This is a genomic window from Pseudomonas sp. 8209, from assembly GCF_028682105.1.
In the GTDB taxonomy this organism is placed as follows: Bacteria; Pseudomonadota; Gammaproteobacteria; order Pseudomonadales; family Pseudomonadaceae; genus Aquipseudomonas; species Aquipseudomonas palmensis.
Genome location: NZ_JANIAH010000002.1, coordinates 1 through 16466, shown reverse-complemented (window position 1 = coordinate 16466; position 16466 = coordinate 1). Strand labels below are relative to the sequence as shown.

At 61.3% G+C, this 16466-nt stretch carries 14 protein-coding genes, 5 tRNA genes and 1 riboswitch; of the genes, 17 read left to right on the top strand and 2 right to left on the bottom strand.

Going from position 1 to position 16466, the window contains the following annotated elements:
* Nucleotides 1-78: 78 nt before the first annotated feature.
* From aruF to astE, 6 genes are all read left to right on the top strand, one after another.
* Nucleotides 79-1098 (top strand): arginine/ornithine succinyltransferase subunit alpha, encoded by a 1020-nt coding sequence (gene aruF, locus NP552_RS03595; RefSeq protein ID WP_043860288.1) that lies wholly within the window; start codon nucleotides 79-81, stop codon nucleotides 1096-1098.
* A 62-nt stretch (nucleotides 1099-1160) separates the two neighbouring features.
* Nucleotides 1161-2189, top strand: coding sequence for an arginine N-succinyltransferase (gene astA, locus NP552_RS03590; protein WP_043860289.1), 1029 nt, complete (start codon nucleotides 1161-1163; stop codon nucleotides 2187-2189).
* Nucleotides 2186-3652, top strand: a complete 1467-nt coding sequence (gene astD / locus NP552_RS03585; protein ID WP_173925083.1) for a succinylglutamate-semialdehyde dehydrogenase — start codon at nucleotides 2186-2188, stop codon at nucleotides 3650-3652. The genes astA and astD overlap by 4 nt, the downstream gene beginning before the upstream one ends.
* 25 nt (nucleotides 3653-3677) lie before the next feature.
* Nucleotides 3678-5027: an N-succinylarginine dihydrolase gene (astB, locus tag NP552_RS03580; RefSeq protein ID WP_043860291.1), complete on the top strand. Its 1350-nt coding sequence runs from the start codon at nucleotides 3678-3680 to the stop codon at nucleotides 5025-5027.
* 14 nt (nucleotides 5028-5041) lie between these two features.
* Nucleotides 5042-5332 carry a hypothetical protein gene (locus tag NP552_RS03575; RefSeq protein WP_043860292.1) on the top strand — a complete coding sequence of 97 codons (291 nt, stop codon included), beginning with the start codon at nucleotides 5042-5044 and terminating at the stop codon, nucleotides 5330-5332.
* 12 nt (nucleotides 5333-5344) lie between these two features.
* The gene (astE, locus tag NP552_RS03570; RefSeq protein ID WP_104572318.1) at nucleotides 5345-6355 is read left to right on the top strand and encodes a succinylglutamate desuccinylase; all 1011 of its coding nucleotides are present in this window, start codon (nucleotides 5345-5347) and stop codon (nucleotides 6353-6355) included.
* Between the two features lie 89 nt (nucleotides 6356-6444).
* Here the strand turns inward: astE and NP552_RS03565 are convergent, their stop codons facing one another.
* Nucleotides 6445-6951 carry a 6,7-dimethyl-8-ribityllumazine synthase gene (locus NP552_RS03565; RefSeq protein ID WP_043860294.1) on the bottom strand — a complete coding sequence of 169 codons (507 nt, stop codon included), beginning with the start codon at nucleotides 6949-6951 and terminating at the stop codon, nucleotides 6445-6447.
* A gap of 93 nt (nucleotides 6952-7044) precedes the next feature.
* A riboswitch (FMN riboswitch) is annotated at nucleotides 7045-7196 on the bottom strand.
* 213 nt (nucleotides 7197-7409) lie between these two features.
* Between NP552_RS03565 and alaS the strand changes: the two genes are divergently transcribed.
* From alaS to mgtE, 8 genes are all read left to right on the top strand, one after another.
* On the top strand, nucleotides 7410-10028 hold the full coding sequence (alaS, locus tag NP552_RS03560) for an alanine--tRNA ligase (RefSeq protein ID WP_274096442.1): 2619 nt from the start codon (nucleotides 7410-7412) through the stop codon (nucleotides 10026-10028).
* A 90-nt stretch (nucleotides 10029-10118) separates the two neighbouring features.
* Nucleotides 10119-11354 carry an aspartate kinase gene (locus tag NP552_RS03555; protein WP_043860296.1) on the top strand — a complete coding sequence of 412 codons (1236 nt, stop codon included), beginning with the start codon at nucleotides 10119-10121 and terminating at the stop codon, nucleotides 11352-11354.
* 184 nt (nucleotides 11355-11538) lie between these two features.
* Complete coding sequence (gene csrA / locus NP552_RS03550; RefSeq protein ID WP_010226667.1) at nucleotides 11539-11727, top strand: carbon storage regulator CsrA; 189 nt, start codon at nucleotides 11539-11541, stop codon at nucleotides 11725-11727.
* 72 nt (nucleotides 11728-11799) lie between these two features.
* Nucleotides 11800-11890 (top strand) — tRNA-Ser (locus tag NP552_RS03545).
* A 108-nt stretch (nucleotides 11891-11998) separates the two neighbouring features.
* Nucleotides 11999-12075, top strand: a tRNA-Arg gene (locus NP552_RS03540).
* Between the two features lie 77 nt (nucleotides 12076-12152).
* Nucleotides 12153-12229 (top strand) — tRNA-Arg (locus tag NP552_RS03535).
* A 77-nt stretch (nucleotides 12230-12306) separates the two neighbouring features.
* Nucleotides 12307-12383: transfer RNA gene (locus NP552_RS03530), tRNA-Arg, on the top strand.
* 383 nt (nucleotides 12384-12766) lie between these two features.
* A complete protein-coding gene (gene mgtE, locus NP552_RS03525; RefSeq protein ID WP_043860297.1) occupies nucleotides 12767-14209 on the top strand; it encodes a magnesium transporter in 1443 nt (480 codons plus the stop codon).
* 56 nt (nucleotides 14210-14265) lie between these two features.
* Here the strand turns inward: mgtE and NP552_RS03520 are convergent, their stop codons facing one another.
* The gene (locus tag NP552_RS03520) at nucleotides 14266-14592 is read right to left on the bottom strand and encodes an Arc family DNA-binding protein (RefSeq protein ID WP_003254499.1); all 327 of its coding nucleotides are present in this window, start codon (nucleotides 14590-14592) and stop codon (nucleotides 14266-14268) included.
* Nucleotides 14593-14936: 344 nt separating this feature from the next.
* Between NP552_RS03520 and phnN the strand changes: the two genes are divergently transcribed.
* From phnN to NP552_RS03505, 3 genes are all read left to right on the top strand, one after another.
* The gene (gene phnN / locus NP552_RS03515; protein ID WP_058540771.1) at nucleotides 14937-15527 is read left to right on the top strand and encodes a phosphonate metabolism protein/1,5-bisphosphokinase (PRPP-forming) PhnN; all 591 of its coding nucleotides are present in this window, start codon (nucleotides 14937-14939) and stop codon (nucleotides 15525-15527) included.
* Nucleotides 15528-15636: 109 nt separating this feature from the next.
* Nucleotides 15637-15713, top strand: a tRNA-Arg gene (locus NP552_RS03510).
* A gap of 228 nt (nucleotides 15714-15941) precedes the next feature.
* Complete coding sequence (locus NP552_RS03505) at nucleotides 15942-16370, top strand: GNAT family N-acetyltransferase (RefSeq protein ID WP_054916581.1); 429 nt, start codon at nucleotides 15942-15944, stop codon at nucleotides 16368-16370.
* Nucleotides 16371-16466: the final 96 nt, after the last annotated feature.

The window sequence follows — 16466 nt, the reverse complement described above, 5'->3', positions numbered from 1 at the left end:
GTGGCCCGTGCCCGTGGCACGTGCCGCTTCTTCTGCGCCGGCAGCTGTCGGCCCGATTTTCCCTAAAGGAGTGACACCATGCTGGTGATGCGCCCCGCGCAAATGGCTGACCTGGGTGAAGTGCAGCGTCTGGCCGCGGACAGTCCCATCGGTGTCACGTCCCTGCCGGATGATGCCGGTCGCCTGGGCGACAAGATCGCCGCGTCCGAAACCTCCTTTGCCGCCGAAGTCAGCTTCAATGGCGAGGAGAGCTACTTCTTCGTGCTCGAAGACAGCGAGACCGGCAAGCTGGTCGGCTGTTCGGCCATCGTGGCCTCGGCCGGCTATTCCGAGCCGTTCTACAGTTTTCGCAACGAGACCTTCGTGCACGCCTCGCGCGAGCTGAAGATCCACAACAAGATCCATGTGCTGTCGCAGTGTCACGACCTGACCGGCAACAGCCTGCTGACCAGCTTCTACGTGCTGCCCGAACTGGTGGGCACCGGCTGGGCCGAGCTCAATTCCCGCGGCCGGCTGCTGTTCATGGCAGCGCACCCGGAGCGGTTTGCCGATTCGGTGGTGACCGAGATCGTCGGCTACAGCGACGAGCACGGCGACTCGCCGTTCTGGGATGCCATCGGGCGCAACTTCTTCGACCTCAACTACGCTGCCGCCGAGCGCCTGTGCGGGCTCAAGAGCCGTACATTCCTTGCCGAGCTGATGCCGCATTACCCCATCTATGTGCCCCTGCTGCCGGATGCCGCGCAGGAGGCCATGGGCCAGGTGCACCCGCGCGCGCAGATCACCTTCGACATCCTGATGCGCGAAGGCTTCGAGACCGATCACTACATCGACATCTTCGACGGTGGGCCGACCCTGCATGCGCGAGTGTCCGGCATCCGCTCCATCGCCCAGAGCCGGCTGGTGCCGGTCAAGCTGCAGGAGCAGGCCGTCAAGGGTGGGCGCCCGTACCTGGTATCCAACGGCCAGTTGCAGGATTACCGCGCCGTGATGCTGGAGCTGGACTGGGCCCCTGGCAAGCCGGTGCAGCTGGACCTGGCCGCCGCCGAGGCGCTGGGAGTGGGTGAGGGCGCCAGCGTGCGCCTGGTCGCGGTCTGATTGCCTGGCTACCCCAGGTCGAGTTTCGCAGGGGCCAGCAGGCACCTGCCCGAGGAGATAGCATGATTGTTCGTCCCGTACGCAGCAGCGACCTACCGGCGCTGATCGAGCTGGCGCGCAGCACCGGCACCACCGGCCTGACCACTCTGCCGGCCAACGAAGAGCGCCTGGCCCACCGGGTGGGCTGGGCCGAGAAGACCTTCCGCGGCGAAGCCGAGCGTGGCGATGCCGACTACCTCTTCGTGCTCGAGAACGACGAAGGCGAAGTGGTGGGCATTTCGGCCATCGCCGGTGCCGTTGGGCTGCGTGAACCCTGGTACAACTACCGGGTGGGCCTGACCGTCAGCGCGTCCCAGGAACTGGACATCTACCGCGAGATCCCCACGCTGTTTCTGGCCAACGACCTGACCGGCAACTCCGAGTTGTGCTCCCTGTTTCTGCGCAGCGACTACCGCAGTGGCCTCAATGGTCGCCTGCTGGCCAAGGCTCGCCTGCTGTTCATTGCCGAATTCAGCGAGCTGTTCGGCAACAAGATCATTGCAGAAATGCGCGGCATGTCCGACGAGCAGGGCCGTTCGCCCTTCTGGGAGAGCCTGGGCCGACACTTCTTCAAGATGGAGTTCAGCCAGGCCGACTACCTGACGGGGGTCGGCAACAAGGCGTTCATCGCCGAGCTGATGCCCAAGTTCCCGCTGTACACCTGCTTTCTGTCCGAGGCGGCGCGCAATGTGATCGGGCGCGTGCACACCGATACCGAACCGGCGCTGGCCATGCTGCAGAGCGAAGGCTTCAGCTATCAGGGCTACGTCGACATCTTCGACGCGGGCCCGGCGGTCGAGTGCCAGACCAGCAAGATTCGCGCGGTGCACGACAGCCAGGCCCTGGTGCTGGCGATCGGCACGCCGGGCGACGATGCCACCCCTTTCATCATCCACAACCGCAAGCGCGAGGACTGCCGTATCACCGCAGCGCCCGCGCGCTTGGCTGCGGGCACCCTGGTGGTCGACCCGCTTACGGCCAAGCGCCTGCGCCTGAGCGCCGGTGACCAGGTACGTGCGGTGCCACTGTCCGCAGCACGGGAGGCCAAATAATGACCACGCACTACATTGCCGGTACATGGCAGGCCGGCCAGGGCGAGGCCCTGCAGTCGCTGAACCCGGTCAGCCAGCAGGTGATCTGGCAGGGCCAGGGCGCCGACGCGGGGCAGGTCGAGGCCGCAGTACAGGCTGCGCGTCAAGCCTTTGCTGGCTGGGCTCGCCAACCGCTGGAGGCGCGTATCAGCGTGCTCGAAGCCTTTGCCGCGAGCCTCAAGGCCCACGCCGATGAACTGGCCCGCTGCATCGGCGAAGAAACCGGCAAGCCGCTGTGGGAGGCCACCACCGAAGTGACCAGCATGGTCAACAAGGTGGCCATTTCGGTGCAGAGCTACCGCGAACGTACCGGCGAGAAGAGCGGCCCGCTGGCTGACGCCACGGCGGTACTGCGGCACAAACCCCACGGTGTGGTGGCGGTGTTCGGCCCGTACAACTTCCCGGGCCACCTGCCCAACGGGCATATCGTGCCGGCGCTGCTGGCCGGTAACAGCGTGGTGTTCAAGCCCAGCGAGCTCACGCCGAAAGTGGCCGAGCTGACGCTCAGGTGCTGGATCGAGGCCGGGCTGCCGGCTGGCGTGCTCAACCTGGTGCAGGGGGCGCGGGAAACCGGGGTGGCCCTGGCGGCCAACCCCGGCATCGACGGCCTGTTCTTCACCGGCTCCAGCCGCACCGGCAACCTGCTGCACCAGCAGTTCTCGGGGCGCCCGGACAAGATCCTGGCCCTGGAGATGGGGGGCAACAACCCCCTGGTGGTCGACCAGGTGCAGGACCTGGACGCTGCGGTATACACCATCATCCAGTCGGCCTTCATTTCCGCCGGCCAGCGCTGCACCTGTGCACGCCGCCTGCTGGTACCCCAAGGCGAATGGGGCGACACCCTGCTGGCGCGGCTGGTGGCCGTCAGCCGGAACATTTCGGTGGGCGCGTTCGATCAGCAGCCGGCGCCGTTCATGGGCTCGGTGATCTCCCTGGGGGCAGCCCGCGCGCTGCTCGATGCCCAGGCCCAGTTGCTGGCCAGCGGCGCACAGTCGCTGCTGCCGATGACCCAGCCACAGGCCGATGCGGCGTTGCTGACCCCGGGCATCATCGACGTGACCTCGGTGGCCGAGCGCCCGGACGAGGAGTTCTTCGGGCCGCTGCTGCAGGTTATCCGCTACAGCGATTTCGATGCCGCGATCCGCGAAGCCAACAACACCCAGTACGGCCTGGCCGCAGGGCTGTTGTCCGATTCCGAGGCGCGCTACCAGCAGTTCTGGCTGGAAAGCCGCGCCGGTATCGTCAACTGGAACAAGCAACTGACCGGTGCCGCCAGCAGCGCACCGTTCGGTGGTGTCGGGGCCAGTGGCAACCATCGGGCGAGCGCCTATTACGCGGCCGACTACTGCGCCTACCCGGTGGCGTCGCTGGAGGCATCCAGCCTTGTGCTGCCCGCCACGCTGACGCCCGGCGTCACCCTATAACAACAGCTTCACGGAGCCTTAGCCGATGAAATCATTTGAAGTGAATTTTGATGGCCTGGTGGGGCCGACGCACAACTACGGCGGGCTGTCCTACGGCAACGTTGCTTCGCAGAGCAACAGCCAGCAGGCATCCAACCCGCGTGAAGCGGCGCGCCAGGGCCTGGCGAAGATGAAGGCGCTGATGGAGATGGGCTTTGTGCAGGGCGTACTGGCCCCGCAGGAGCGTCCGGATGTGGCTGCGCTGCGTCGCCTGGGCTTTGGCGGCAGCGATGCGCAGGTCATCGAGCGGGCGGCCAGGGAGGCGATGCCGTTGCTGGTCGCCAGTTGCTCTGCGTCCAGCATGTGGGTGGCCAACGCCGCCACGGTCAGCCCGAGCGCCGATACGGCCGATGGACGCGTGCACTTCACGGCGGCCAACCTGAACTGCAAGTACCACCGCAGTATCGAGCACCCGACCACCAGTCGTGTGCTGGGCGCGATGTTCGCCAATACGCAGCACTTTGCCCACCATGCCGCGTTGCCGGCGGTGGCGCAGTTCGGTGACGAAGGTGCTGCCAACCACACGCGCTTCTGCCGTGCCTATGGCGAACCGGGCGTGGAGTTCTTCGTGTTCGGGCGAAGTGCATTCGATGCGCGCTACCCGGCGCCGCACAAATACCCGGCCCGCCAGACCCTGGAAGCTTCCCAGGCGGTTGCCCGGCTGCATGGCCTGAGTGCCGACGGCGTGGTCTATGCTCAGCAGAACCCTGCCGTGATCGACCAGGGCGTGTTTCACAACGATGTGATCGCGGTAGGCAACGGCGAGGTGCTGTTCTATCACGAGGATGCCTTCCTCGACACCGAAGCGGTGCTGGCCGAGCTGCAGGCTAAACTGGCCGGATGTGGCGGTAAGTTCAAGGCCATCTGCGTGCCGCGGGCCCAGGTGACGGTCGAGGACGCCGTGCGTTCGTATCTGTTCAACAGTCAGTTGCTGTCCCGTGAAGACGGTTCGATGCTGCTGATCGTGCCGGAGGAATGCCGCAACAACGAGCGGGTCTGGGCCTATCTGTCGGCCTTGACCGGCCAGGGCGGGCCGGTGACCGAGGTCAAGGTCTTCGACCTCAAGCAGAGCATGCAGAATGGCGGCGGCCCCGCGTGCCTGCGTTTGCGCGTGGCGCTCAACGAAACGGAACTGGCGGCCGTCAACCCAGGGGTTATCATGACCGCGCCGCTGTACGACACCCTGACCCAATGGGTCGACAGGCACTACCGCGACAGCCTGAGCGAACGCGACCTGGCTGACCCGCAGCTGTTGCTGGAATGTCGTACGGCACTGGATGAGCTGACCCAGATCCTCAAGCTGGGTTCGGTGTATCCGTTCCAACTCCAACCTTGAAAGAGAACTCGATTATGTCCGACGCCCTGCAGCTGATCCTCGAAGATGAAGATGGCACCCAGCTGGAAACTTCCTGCACCCGTTTTGCCGTGCTGTGGCAAGGCAAGGAAGTGTGGATTCAGCAGGATGGCCGCGGCCAGCTGCTGATCGGTGTCGATGTTGAAGAAGGCGACGCCGAGTATGCCAACCTGCTGCTGCGCCCGCTCGCCACCAACCTGGTGAGCCTGCAGCTGGAAATGGAGCCGGCCGATGCTGGCGAAGATGACGACCACGTCCATGGCCCCGATTGCGGGCATCACCACTAAGGAACACCGCCCATGCTCGCCCTCGGCAAACTGCTTGAACTGACCCTTGCCGGTCGTGAACCGGCAGAGAAGACCCAGCTGACTGTCGAAGGCGTGCGCATGCGCTGGCTCGACGAGGGGGCGCTTGAAGTGACCCCGCCCGAGGGGCGTGACGATGGCATGGACCTGCTGCTGTCTGCGGGCATTCATGGCAACGAGACTGCACCGATCGAGTTGCTCGACGAACTCCTGCATGGCATTGCCAGGGGGGAGATCAAGCCGCGGGCGCGTGTGCTGTTCCTGTTCGGCAACCCCGAGGCGATGCGCACGGGCGCGCGGTATATCGAGCACGACGTCAACCGTCTGTTCAACCGGCGTCATGAGCAGTCCAGTGGTGTCGAGGCATTGCGTGCCTGTGCGCTGGAGCGTCTGGCAACGGCCTTTTTTTTCTATAAAGAGGGCCGTACCCGCCTGCACTATGACCTGCACACCGCCATTCGCGGCTCCAAGATCGAGCAGTTTGCGCTGTATCCCTACAAGGAAGGCCGTCAGCACTCGCGTCGGGAACTGGCTCGCTTGCGCGCCGCCGGCATGCAGGCTGTGCTGCTGCAGAGCAAGCCTTCGATCACCTTTACCGCATTCACCTACGAAACCCTGGGGGCCGAAGCGTTCACCCTCGAGCTGGGCAAGGCGCGGCCGTTCGGCCAGAACGGCGAGATCAAGCTCGGCAAGCTCGAAGCGCGGCTCAGGGCGATCATCGAGGGTAACGAGCCGGCTGAAGATGAAGGGATCGGCGGGCTGCAACTGTTCAGCGTCGCGCGCGAGATCATCAAGCACAGCGACAGCTTCCACCTGCACCTGCCGGCGGATATCGAGAACTTTTCCGAGCTTTCCAGAGGGTATCTGCTGGCCGAGGACCTGGCCGAGACGCGCTGGGTTGTCGAGGAGGAGGGCGCGCGGATCATTTTCCCGAACCCCAAGGTGAAGAACGGGCTGCGTGCGGGGATGCTGATCGTGCCTGCGTCGGATGAGCAGTTGGGCTGAAGATGAAACACCTTCGCCGGCAAGGCCGGCTGCTACAGGTGTCGCGCATCCCGTAGCAGCCGGCCCTGCCGGCGAAAGGGGCAGTGCAATCAGCCCGCCATCTTCTGCGGTACTTCATTGCGGCGCAGCGAGCGCAGCTTGAGCAGGGTGTCGGCGCACGTCACTGCCGCTTCGGCGCCCTTGTGCACGAAGTGATCGAAGAAGAACTTCTGGTGCTCGTCGCCGGCATGGAAGTGATGCGGGGTCAGTACCACCGAGAACACCGGCACTTCGGTTTCCAGCTGCACCTGCATCAGGCCGCTGATCACCGACTGGGCGACGAACTCATGGCGGTACAGGCCGCCGTCGACCACCAGGCCTGCAGCCACGATGCCGGCGTAACGGCCGCTGCGGGCCAGCAGCTTGGCGTGCAGCGGGATTTCGAAGGCACCGCCGACTTCATAGAAGTCGATATCGCTCAGCTGATAGCCTTGCTTGGCCATCTCTTCGACGAAACCCTTGCGGCTCTGGTCAACAATATCCTTGTGCCAGCAGGCCTGGACGAAGGCGATGCGATCGTTGTGATGGCCTTTGCTGTCGATTGGGGTAGCTTGCATTGAAACGAACTCCTGTTTGTATGAGAAACAGGGCAGTGGATCGAAGGGGATTGTCGTTGCGCAGATGTGCAGACGCAGGCACTCGCGTGCCTATCCCGCTCTCTCTTTATCCGGACTATGACCGTCGGCCCCGGAATCACACCGGGTCTGCTGACCTTGCAGGGTTGCCTGCAAGCGCTCGCGGGCTATGCGCAATGGGCGCAATTACCGCCGGTGGGGAATTGCACCCCGCCCTGAGAACGTGCCGCCAGTGGCTGGCGACGCACACGTTGTAGCATAGATGTCGGCAGAACGTATAGCCTGCTAAGCAAACCGCGCCGGATGAAGGTCATTTCATCCTCAAATGGCGGTTGGCGATGTATAAACTCACTGCACCTCGTGTTAAGGCTCGATATAATGCGGCCCTTTGCCGTCGTTTCGTCAATTTGACGCAGGCCGCCGTTTCCGTGGAAGAACCTATGAAAAGCGCAGAAATCCGTGAAGCCTTCCTTCGCTTCTTCGAAGAGCAGGGCCATACCCGAGTTGCCTCCAGCTCCTTGATCCCGGGCAACGACCCGACCCTGCTGTTCACCAACGCGGGGATGAACCAGTTCAAGGACTGCTTCCTTGGCCAGGAAAAGCGCGCGTACACCCGCGCCACCAGCAGCCAGAAGTGCGTGCGCGCCGGCGGCAAGAACAGCGACCTGGAAAACGTCGGGTATACCGCGCGTCACCATACGTTCTTCGAAATGCTGGGCAACTTCAGTTTCGGCGACTATTTCAAGCGTGACGCCATCACCTACGCCTGGACCTTCCTCACCGGCGTGCTGCAACTGCCCAAGGAAAAGCTCTGGGTCACCGTGTATGCCACCGATGACGAGGCCTACGACATCTGGACCCAGCACATCGGTGTGCCGGCCGAGCGCATGGTGCGCATTGGCGACAACAAGGGCGCGCTCTACGCCTCGGACAACTTCTGGACCATGGGCGATACCGGCCCGTGCGGCCCCTGCACCGAGATCTTCTATGACCACGGCGCCGACATCTGGGGTGGCCCGCCAGGCTCGCCGGAAGAAGACGGTGACCGTTACATCGAGATCTGGAACAACGTCTTCATGCAGTTCAACCGCACTGCCGACGGCGTGCTGCACCCGCTGCCTGCACCGTCGGTGGACACCGGCATGGGCCTGGAGCGCATCAGTGCGGTGATGCAGCATGTGCATTCGAACTATGAAATCGACCTGTTCAAGAACCTGCTGAGCGCGTCGGCTGCCGCCATCGGCTGCAGCAACGAAGACCAGTCGTCGCTCAAGGTAGTGTCGGACCACATTCGTTCGTGCAGCTTCCTGATTGCTGATGGCGTGCTGCCTTCCAACGAAGGCCGTGGCTACGTGCTGCGTCGCATCATTCGTCGCGCCTGCCGTCACGGCAACAAGCTCGGTGCCACCGGCAGCTTTTTCTACAAGATCGTTGCGGCGCTGGTTGCCGAGATGGGCGAGGCGTTCCCGGAACTCAAGCAGCAGCAGGCCAACATCGAGCGCGTGCTCAAGGCCGAGGAAGAGCAGTTTGCCAAGACCCTGGAGCAGGGCCTGAAGATCCTCGAGCAGGACCTGGCCGAACTCAAGGGCAGCGTGGTGCCCGGTGACGTGGTGTTCAAACTGTATGACACCTACGGTTTCCCGATGGACCTGACGGCCGACATCGCCCGTGAGCGCAGCCTGACCATCGACGAAGTCGGTTTCGAGCGCGAGATGGAGGCGCAGCGTGAGCGCGCGCGTTCGGCCAGCGCCTTCGGCCTGGACTACAACACCCTGGTCAAGGTCGATGTGGCCACCGAATTCACCGGTTATGCCACCACCGAAGGCGCTGCCAGCGTCGTTGCACTGTACAAGGACGGCAAGGCCGTCGAGCAGCTGGGTGAAGGCGAGGAGGGTGTGGTGATCCTCGATCGCACGCCGTTCTACGCCGAGTCCGGCGGCCAGGTGGGTGACTGCGGGTACCTGCAGGCCGGTGCCGTCCGCTTCGATGTCCGTGACACCACCAAGACCGGCGGTGCCTTCCTGCACCACGGTGTGGTTGCCAGCGGCAAGCTGAGCGTCGGTGCCCAGGTTGAAACCCGGGTCGATGCGCAGGTTCGTCATGCCACCTCGCTCAATCACTCGGCCACCCACCTGCTGCACGCGGCATTGCGTCAGGTGCTGGGCGAGCACGTACAACAGAAAGGCTCGCTGGTCGACAGCCAGCGCCTGCGTTTTGACTTCAGCCATTTCGAGGCGGTCAAGCCAGAGCAGCTCAAGGCGCTGGAAGACATCGTCAACCGCGAAGTGCGCAACAACACCGAGGTCATGACCGAAGAGACCGACATCGAGACTGCCAAGCAGAAGGGCGCCATGGCGCTGTTCGGCGAGAAGTATGGCGACAGCGTGCGCGTGCTGAGCATGGGCGGTGATTTCTCCGTCGAGCTGTGCGGCGGCATCCATGCCAAGCGCACCGGCGATATCGGTCTGCTCAAGATCATCAGCGAAGGCGGTGTGGCCTCCGGGGTGCGTCGTATCGAAGCGGTCACTGGCGCCGCCGCACTGGCCTACCTGAACGCTGCCGAAGAGCAGCTCAAGGAAGCTGCCCAGCTGGTCAAGGGCAGCCGCGAGAACCTGGTCGACAAGCTGTCGGCGGTGCTCGAGCGCAACCGTCAGCTGGAAAAGCAACTGGAGCAACTGCAGGCCAAAGCTGCCAGTGCTGCCGGCGATGACCTGTCTGCCAGCGCAGTCGACGTCAAGGGCGTCAAAGTGCTGGCCGCACGTCTGGACGGGCAGGACGGCAAAGCCTTGCTGGCCCTGGTCGACCAGTTGAAGAACAAACTCGGCCGCGCAGTGATCCTGCTCGGCAGTGTCCACGAAGAAAAGGTCGTACTGGTCGCAGGCGTGACCAAGGACCTGACCGGCCAACTCAAAGCCGGTGATCTGATGAAGCAAGCCGCTGCAGCGGTGGGCGGCAAAGGCGGTGGTCGTCCGGACATGGCGCAAGGCGGTGGCGTGGATGCCGCAGCGCTGGACGGTGCACTGGCTCTGACCGTGCCATTCGTAGAACAGGGTGTCTGAAGCGCCCGGTGGCCCGCCATCCGATGGCGGGCCCTGGCGTTGGGTAATTGTGTTTATTGGGTGCCCTTCACGGGCTGAGGCGGCTTTGAAATGGCGTTGATCGTACAGAAATTTGGCGGCACCTCGGTGGGCACGGTCGAGCGCATCGAACAGGTTGCCGACAAGGTGAAGAAGTTCCGCGAGGCTGGCGACGACCTGGTGGTCGTGCTGTCGGCAATGAGCGGGGAAACCAATCGTCTGATCGAGCTGGCGAGGCAAATCAGCGATCAGCCGGTTCCGCGCGAGCTGGACGTGATCGTGTCCACCGGCGAGCAGGTGACCATCGCATTGCTGGCCATGGCGCTGATCAAGCGGGGTGTGCCTGCGGTGTCCTACACCGGCAACCAGGTGCGTATTCTCACCGACAGTGCGCACAACAAGGCGCGCATCCTGCAGATCGATGATCAGAAGATTCGTGCCGACCTCAAGGCAGGTCGCGTGGTCGTGGTAGCCGGTTTCCAGGGCGTTGACGAGCACGGCAGCATCACCACGCTGGGGCGTGGCGGTTCCGATACCACCGGCGTGGCCCTGGCGGCTGCATTGAAGGCTGACGAGTGCCAGATCTACACCGACGTCGATGGTGTCTATACCACCGACCCGCGCGTAGTGTCCCAGGCGCAGCGGCTGGACAAGATCACTTTCGAAGAGATGCTGGAAATGGCCAGCCTCGGGTCCAAGGTGCTGCAGATTCGGGCCGTGGAGTTTGCCGGAAAGTACAACGTACCGCTGCGTGTACTGCACAGTTTTCAGGAGGGTCCGGGTACCCTCATTACTATTGATGAAGAGGAATCCATGGAACAGCCGATCATTTCCGGCATCGCCTTCAATCGCGATGAAGCCAAGCTGACCATTCGCGGTGTGCCGGATACCCCGGGCGTGGCATTCGGGATTCTGGGCCCCATCAGTGCAGCCAATATCGAAGTCGACATGATCGTGCAGAACGTTTCGCACGATAACACCACCGACTTCACCTTCACCGTACACCGCAACGATTACGAAAAGGCGCAGAAGGTACTGGGTGAAACCGCCCTGAAGCTCAATGCCCGCGAAGTGGTGGGTGATACCAAGATCGCCAAGGTATCGATCGTGGGTGTGGGCATGCGCTCGCATGCGGGCGTTGCCAGCCGCATGTTCGAATCGCTGGCCAAGGAGAGCATCAACATCCAGATGATCTCCACTTCGGAAATCAAGGTGTCGGTGGTTATCGAAGAGAAGTACCTGGAACTGGCTGTGCGTGCCTTGCACACCGCTTTCGAACTCGACGCGCCTTCCCGTCAGGGCGAGTAAGCGTTGTGCTCACTGGGGCGCGGCCTGGCCGCGCCCTTCGTGTTTTTGAACGGCACAAGAAACCTGTGGGTTGTCGGGTGTCGGTCAACGTTCAGGCGTAGGTCCGTCGCTGTTCTGGCGGCGGGTTGAAGCCCTTTTTTTTGCAGACTGTTATCCCTGAACTGAATTGCGTGAGGAGAAAGGTATGTTGATTCTGACTCGTCGGTGCGCAGAGAGCCTGATAATTGGCGACGGCGAAATCACCGTGACCGTGCTCGGCGTCAAAGGAAACCAGGTACGGATTGGGGTGAACGCGCCCAAGGAAGTGGCCGTGCACCGTGAGGAAATCTACCTGCGGATCAAGAAAGAGAAGGACGAAGAACCAACCCATTAATTTTTATCGATATTTTTTCAAAAAAGGGTTTGCAAACGGGGAAGGCTCTGGTTATTATACGCCCCGTGTTGCGGAGAGGTGGCCGAGTGGCCGAAGGCGCTCCCCTGCTAAGGGAGTATACCTCACAAGGGTATCGGGGGTTCGAATCCCCCCTTCTCCGCCATTATTCATGTAGGGCGCTGTAATCTTGCTTGAATCGCTAAGTAGTTGAAATTAAACGAAAAAGTGGTTGGCAAATCGATTAAGCGGTCTATAATGCGCGGCAACAAATGCACTCGTAGCTCAGCTGGATAGAGTACTCGGCTACGAACCGAGCGGTCACAGGTTCGAATCCTGTCGAGTGCACCATACGACGAAGTAGTTTCCAGTCTGGAAGTTGCCTCAGTTTCAACCAGAGGTGATCTGGTCCATCAAGTACCAACCCTGCACTCGTAGCTCAGCTGGATAGAGTACTCGGCTACGAACCGAGCGGTCACAGGTTCGAATCCTGTCGAGTGCACCATACGACGAAGCAGCTTCCAGTCTGGAAGTTGTTTCAGCTTCAACCAGAGGTGATCTGGTCTATCAAGCGCCAACCCTGCACTCGTAGCTCAGCTGGATAGAGTACTCGGCTACGAACCGAGCGGTCACAGGTTCGAATCCTGTCGAGTGCACCATACAACAGAAGGCCCGCTTTTTGAGCGGGCCTTCTGCTTTTCGGCTTTTCACTTTTCCGTAAGGCGCGATGAATAAACTGTCATCGATGCGTTTACCGGCCTCTGCTAACTTTTGCGTCTTCAATGTGTTCTTTGGGGTGTGCCAGCCGTCGCACTGTCAGAGCTGTACGTTGTCACAGCTTTATCTCGCAAGCGATTGTTCTGGCCAATATTTTCAGCCCGAGCAGCCCAAGCCGTGTATGATTGCGCCCGTCAGCTCCGCCGGGGCTTGTGGAATACCACCATGGACTTACCCAGTAGTTACTCAATAGCTTGTTTTGCCAATCACGATCTGACTGATTGATTCTCCTGGCGTGCTCCGCTGCTGGGAGTGGAGTACGCGTATGACCGAAAGTGAAGTAAAAAAATCGCAAGAAAGCCTGCAGGATCGCCTGGCCCAGGTGGTCGAATTGCTGCAGCGCCAACGAGTGGTCGAAGACCTGACACATCGTCAGGAAGGGCACCATAACGATCGGGTCGAAAATCTCGTACACCGCCAGAATCTGGTCGAGCTGCAACGCAAGCTCGATGATCTGCACTCCGCTGACGTTGCCTACATTCTCGAAGCCCTGCCGCTGGATGATCGTCTGACGGTCTGGCAACTGGTCAAGGCCGAGCGTGATGGTGACATCCTGCTCGAGGTATCCGATTCGGTTCGGGAAACCCTGATCGCCGACATGGACGATCACGAGCTGCTTGCCGCTGCCAAGGAGATGGACGCCGACGAGCTGGCCGACCTTGCGCCGGAGCTGCCGCGCGACGTCGTGCATGAGCTGATGGAAACCCTCGATGCCCAGCAGCGTGAGCGCGTACGCTCCGCGTTGAGCTATGACGAGGACCAGGTCGGTGCCTTGATGGACTTCGAGATGGTGACCATCCGCGAGGACGTCAGCCTTGAGGTGGTGTTGCGTTACCTGCGCCGGCTCAAGGAGCTGCCAAGCCATACCGACAAACTGTTCGTGGTCGATTACGACGGCAAGCTCAAGGGTGTGTTGCCCATCAAGCGGCTGCTGGTGAACGACCCCGACAAGCAGGTTGCCGAGGTGATGGCCAGTGACCCGGTGAGTTTTCATCCCGATGAAGACGCCTACGATGCGGCACAGGCCTTTGAGCGCTATGACCTGATTTCGGCACCGGTGGTGGACAAGAGCGATCGCCTGATCGGCCGTTTGACCATCGACGAAATGGTCGACCTGATCCGTGAGGAAAGCGAGAACGAAGTCCTCAACATGGCGGGTCTGCGTGAGGAGGAAGACATCTTCGCCTCGGTCTGGCGTTCGCTTCGCAACCGTTGGGCATGGCTGGCAATCAACCTGATCACGGCCTTTGTCGCTTCGCGAGTGATCGGCCTGTTCGAGGGGTCGATCGAGAAGCTGGTGGCGTTGGCTGCACTGATGCCCATCGTGGCCGGTATCGGGGGCAACTCCGGCAACCAGACCATTACCATGATCGTACGTGCCATGGCGCTCGATCAGGTCAGCCCGGGCAATACTGCGCGATTGATGCGCAAGGAGCTAGCGGTGGCCTTGATCAATGGCCTGGTGTGGGGGGGCGTGATCGGCGTTGTGGCCTACCTGCTCTATGGCAGCTGGTCGCTGGGGGTAGTGATGACTGCGGCGATGACCCTGAACCTGCTGTTGGCGGCCCTGATGGGCGTTCTTATCCCGATGACGCTTGCTCGAATGGGGCGCGATCCTGCGATGGGCGCAAGTGTGATGATCACTGCCATGACCGACAGTGGCGGGTTCTTCATCTTCCTGGGCCTTGCTACGATCTTCTTGCTGTAAAAAGGCAAGGCATAAAAAAAGCCAGCGAAAGCTGGCTTTTTTGTGCGTGGGTGGAATCAGGAAGCGTCTGCGGCCATCTCGACGTCATGGGCGATCAGTGCGACCAGAGCATTTTGCTGGCGATGGGACAGCTGGCGGAAGCGTTGCAGCAGTTCACGTTCGTGCAGTGACAGTTCTGGGCTGTCCAAGCGCATGCTCAGCTCGTCGCCCAGTGCACCTTCCTGAATAAGGCTCTGCTCCAGGCGTGCAATGATCTCGGAGTTCATGCTGCGGTGGTGGTTACGCGCAACCTCGGCAATGCGCTCACGCATTCCGTCTGGCAGGCGGACGACAAATTTGTCAGCGGTGCGGCTTGAGTAGATAGCCTGTTTCATTGGGCGCATATAATTGACCGGTTTAGTTCAGGGGGAAGCGGTTCTCGAAATCGGCCGCACGATGAGTGTTACGACCATCGTTAAGACAAAATGTTCAACCTGGATTACGAATGAGGTCTTCATCATGCCTCAGTGTCGCCAGTTCCTTGGCGTCAATTCTGTGACAAATATTGAACTGGGTAAAGGCGTTATGCCAGTACCAATTATCAGAAATGCGCACTGGTTTGAAAAGTTTTCATTTGGCGCTCGGCCTGGCCACCTCGGCGGCTCGACTTTTCATCACCGGCAAAGGCGCAAAGACCGTGCAATGCGCCTAAAATGCGCGAGCTTTCCTTTCTCTGAGCATAGTGGCTATGCAGTATGACGCAAGCGACGTTCCCTTGGCGGGGGCGGGCAGGGTGATCTATTTGATGGGGCCGTCCGGTGCCGGCAAGGACAGTCTTCTGGATGCGGCGCGTGAGCTTTTGCTGGCAAGCCAGGTGCGCATTCCTAAGCGTGTCATCACTCGCTCCGCCGAGGCGGTGGGGGAGGACGCAGTCGCCGTATCGGTCCAGCAGTTCGAGCAGATGGCTGACCGTGGCGAATTTGCCCTGCAGTGGCGCGCCAATGGGTTGGCTTATGGGGTTCCTGCTTATATAGATGCGTGGCTTGCCGAAGGCTGGCACGTGATGGTCAACGGGTCGCGCGCGCACCTGCCGGTGGCGCAGGCGAAGTACCCGGACCTGTTGCCCATATTGCTTTGTGTGAATCCGCAGGTATTGCGCGGGCGATTGCTTCAACGGGGCAGGGAGGGGCAGCACGAGATCGAGCAGCGAATGGCGCGCAACCAACAGTCCATGACACAGGTTGATGATCGGGTCCGGCGGGTGGACAACTCGACCAGTCTTGACGATGCAGTGCGCCGCCTGCTGATGGTTTTGCAGGAGGCAGGCGTACGTGCCTGAGGCTGGAAACCACCTACTGGTAAAAAGCGCAGAGACGACATGACAAATCCTGGCTCGCTGGGTAACATGCTCGCCGTTCCGTATGGCGGGCCATGTACGCCAGACGCATGTCTCAGTAGCTCAATTGGATAGAGCATCCCCCTCCTAAGGGGAAGGTTGCAGGTTCGAACCCTGCCTGGGACACCATCCTTCGTTCGAGGGCTGGCTGCTTCCTGCGCTTTACCTTCTCTTCTTCTGCTCCATCCATCCCTCCTCGTTTCTGCGCATGATTCGCTACCTTGGCTGACGTTCGTGCTGCCCCCTGGCGAGCCTCCTTCTACCTGTGAACCCGAAATCCGATTTAACATCCGCTGCGAGCCGGCGCCTGCAGGCTCGCAGCGTACTCATGTAGTCCAATGCCGCACAGGAGAGCTTATGACAGATGCCCCTTACCGATTCACCCTGGGCGCTGACGCCGATGCCATGGCAGTGGTGCGTGAAGGGCTGCGCCGCTTCAACATCGAACAGATCGGCCCTTACACCTATGAAGATTTCCAGCTGTATGCCCGCGATGGCGGGGGCCAGGTGAGAGGTGGGCTGTTCGGTCATTTCGCAATGGGTTGGCTCTATATCGACTACTTCTGGTTGAGCGATGCCGCACGCGGTCATGGGTTGGGCAGCGAACTGCTGATGCGAGCCGAAGAGGAGGCGCGGGCGCGGGGCTGCACCGGTTTGTTTCTTTATACCTATAGCTTCCAGGCCCCTGACTTCTACCAGAAGCAGGGATACCACATCATGGGGATGCTGGAGGATTGCCCGCCTGGTTATCAGCGCTACTACCTGAAAAAGACGCTTCAGTCTTGAAATGCTCATGCTGACCTATGTGCCGAGGTTATTTTGAAATAAACCCTTGACGCACAATTTAATCTCTCTATAATTCGCACCACTTCCGGCGCAGTC

Coding starts and splice junctions, on each gene's coding strand:
- csrA (WP_010226667.1), top strand. CDS start 11,539: ATGTTGATTCTGACTCGTCGGTGCGCAGAGAGCCTGATAATTGGCGAC.
- NP552_RS03520 (WP_003254499.1), bottom strand. CDS start 14,592: ATGCGCCCAATGAAACAGGCTATCTACTCAAGCCGCACCGCTGACAAA.
- astB (WP_043860291.1), top strand. CDS start 3,678: ATGAAATCATTTGAAGTGAATTTTGATGGCCTGGTGGGGCCGACGCAC.
- alaS (WP_274096442.1), top strand. CDS start 7,410: ATGAAAAGCGCAGAAATCCGTGAAGCCTTCCTTCGCTTCTTCGAAGAG.
- NP552_RS03505 (WP_054916581.1), top strand. CDS start 15,942: ATGACAGATGCCCCTTACCGATTCACCCTGGGCGCTGACGCCGATGCC.
- phnN (WP_058540771.1), top strand. CDS start 14,937: ATGCAGTATGACGCAAGCGACGTTCCCTTGGCGGGGGCGGGCAGGGTG.
- NP552_RS03565 (WP_043860294.1), bottom strand. CDS start 6,951: ATGCAAGCTACCCCAATCGACAGCAAAGGCCATCACAACGATCGCATC.
- aruF (WP_043860288.1), top strand. CDS start 79: ATGCTGGTGATGCGCCCCGCGCAAATGGCTGACCTGGGTGAAGTGCAG.
- NP552_RS03575 (WP_043860292.1), top strand. CDS start 5,042: ATGTCCGACGCCCTGCAGCTGATCCTCGAAGATGAAGATGGCACCCAG.
- mgtE (WP_043860297.1), top strand. CDS start 12,767: ATGACCGAAAGTGAAGTAAAAAAATCGCAAGAAAGCCTGCAGGATCGC.
- astA (WP_043860289.1), top strand. CDS start 1,161: ATGATTGTTCGTCCCGTACGCAGCAGCGACCTACCGGCGCTGATCGAG.
- NP552_RS03555 (WP_043860296.1), top strand. CDS start 10,119: ATGGCGTTGATCGTACAGAAATTTGGCGGCACCTCGGTGGGCACGGTC.
- astE (WP_104572318.1), top strand. CDS start 5,345: ATGCTCGCCCTCGGCAAACTGCTTGAACTGACCCTTGCCGGTCGTGAA.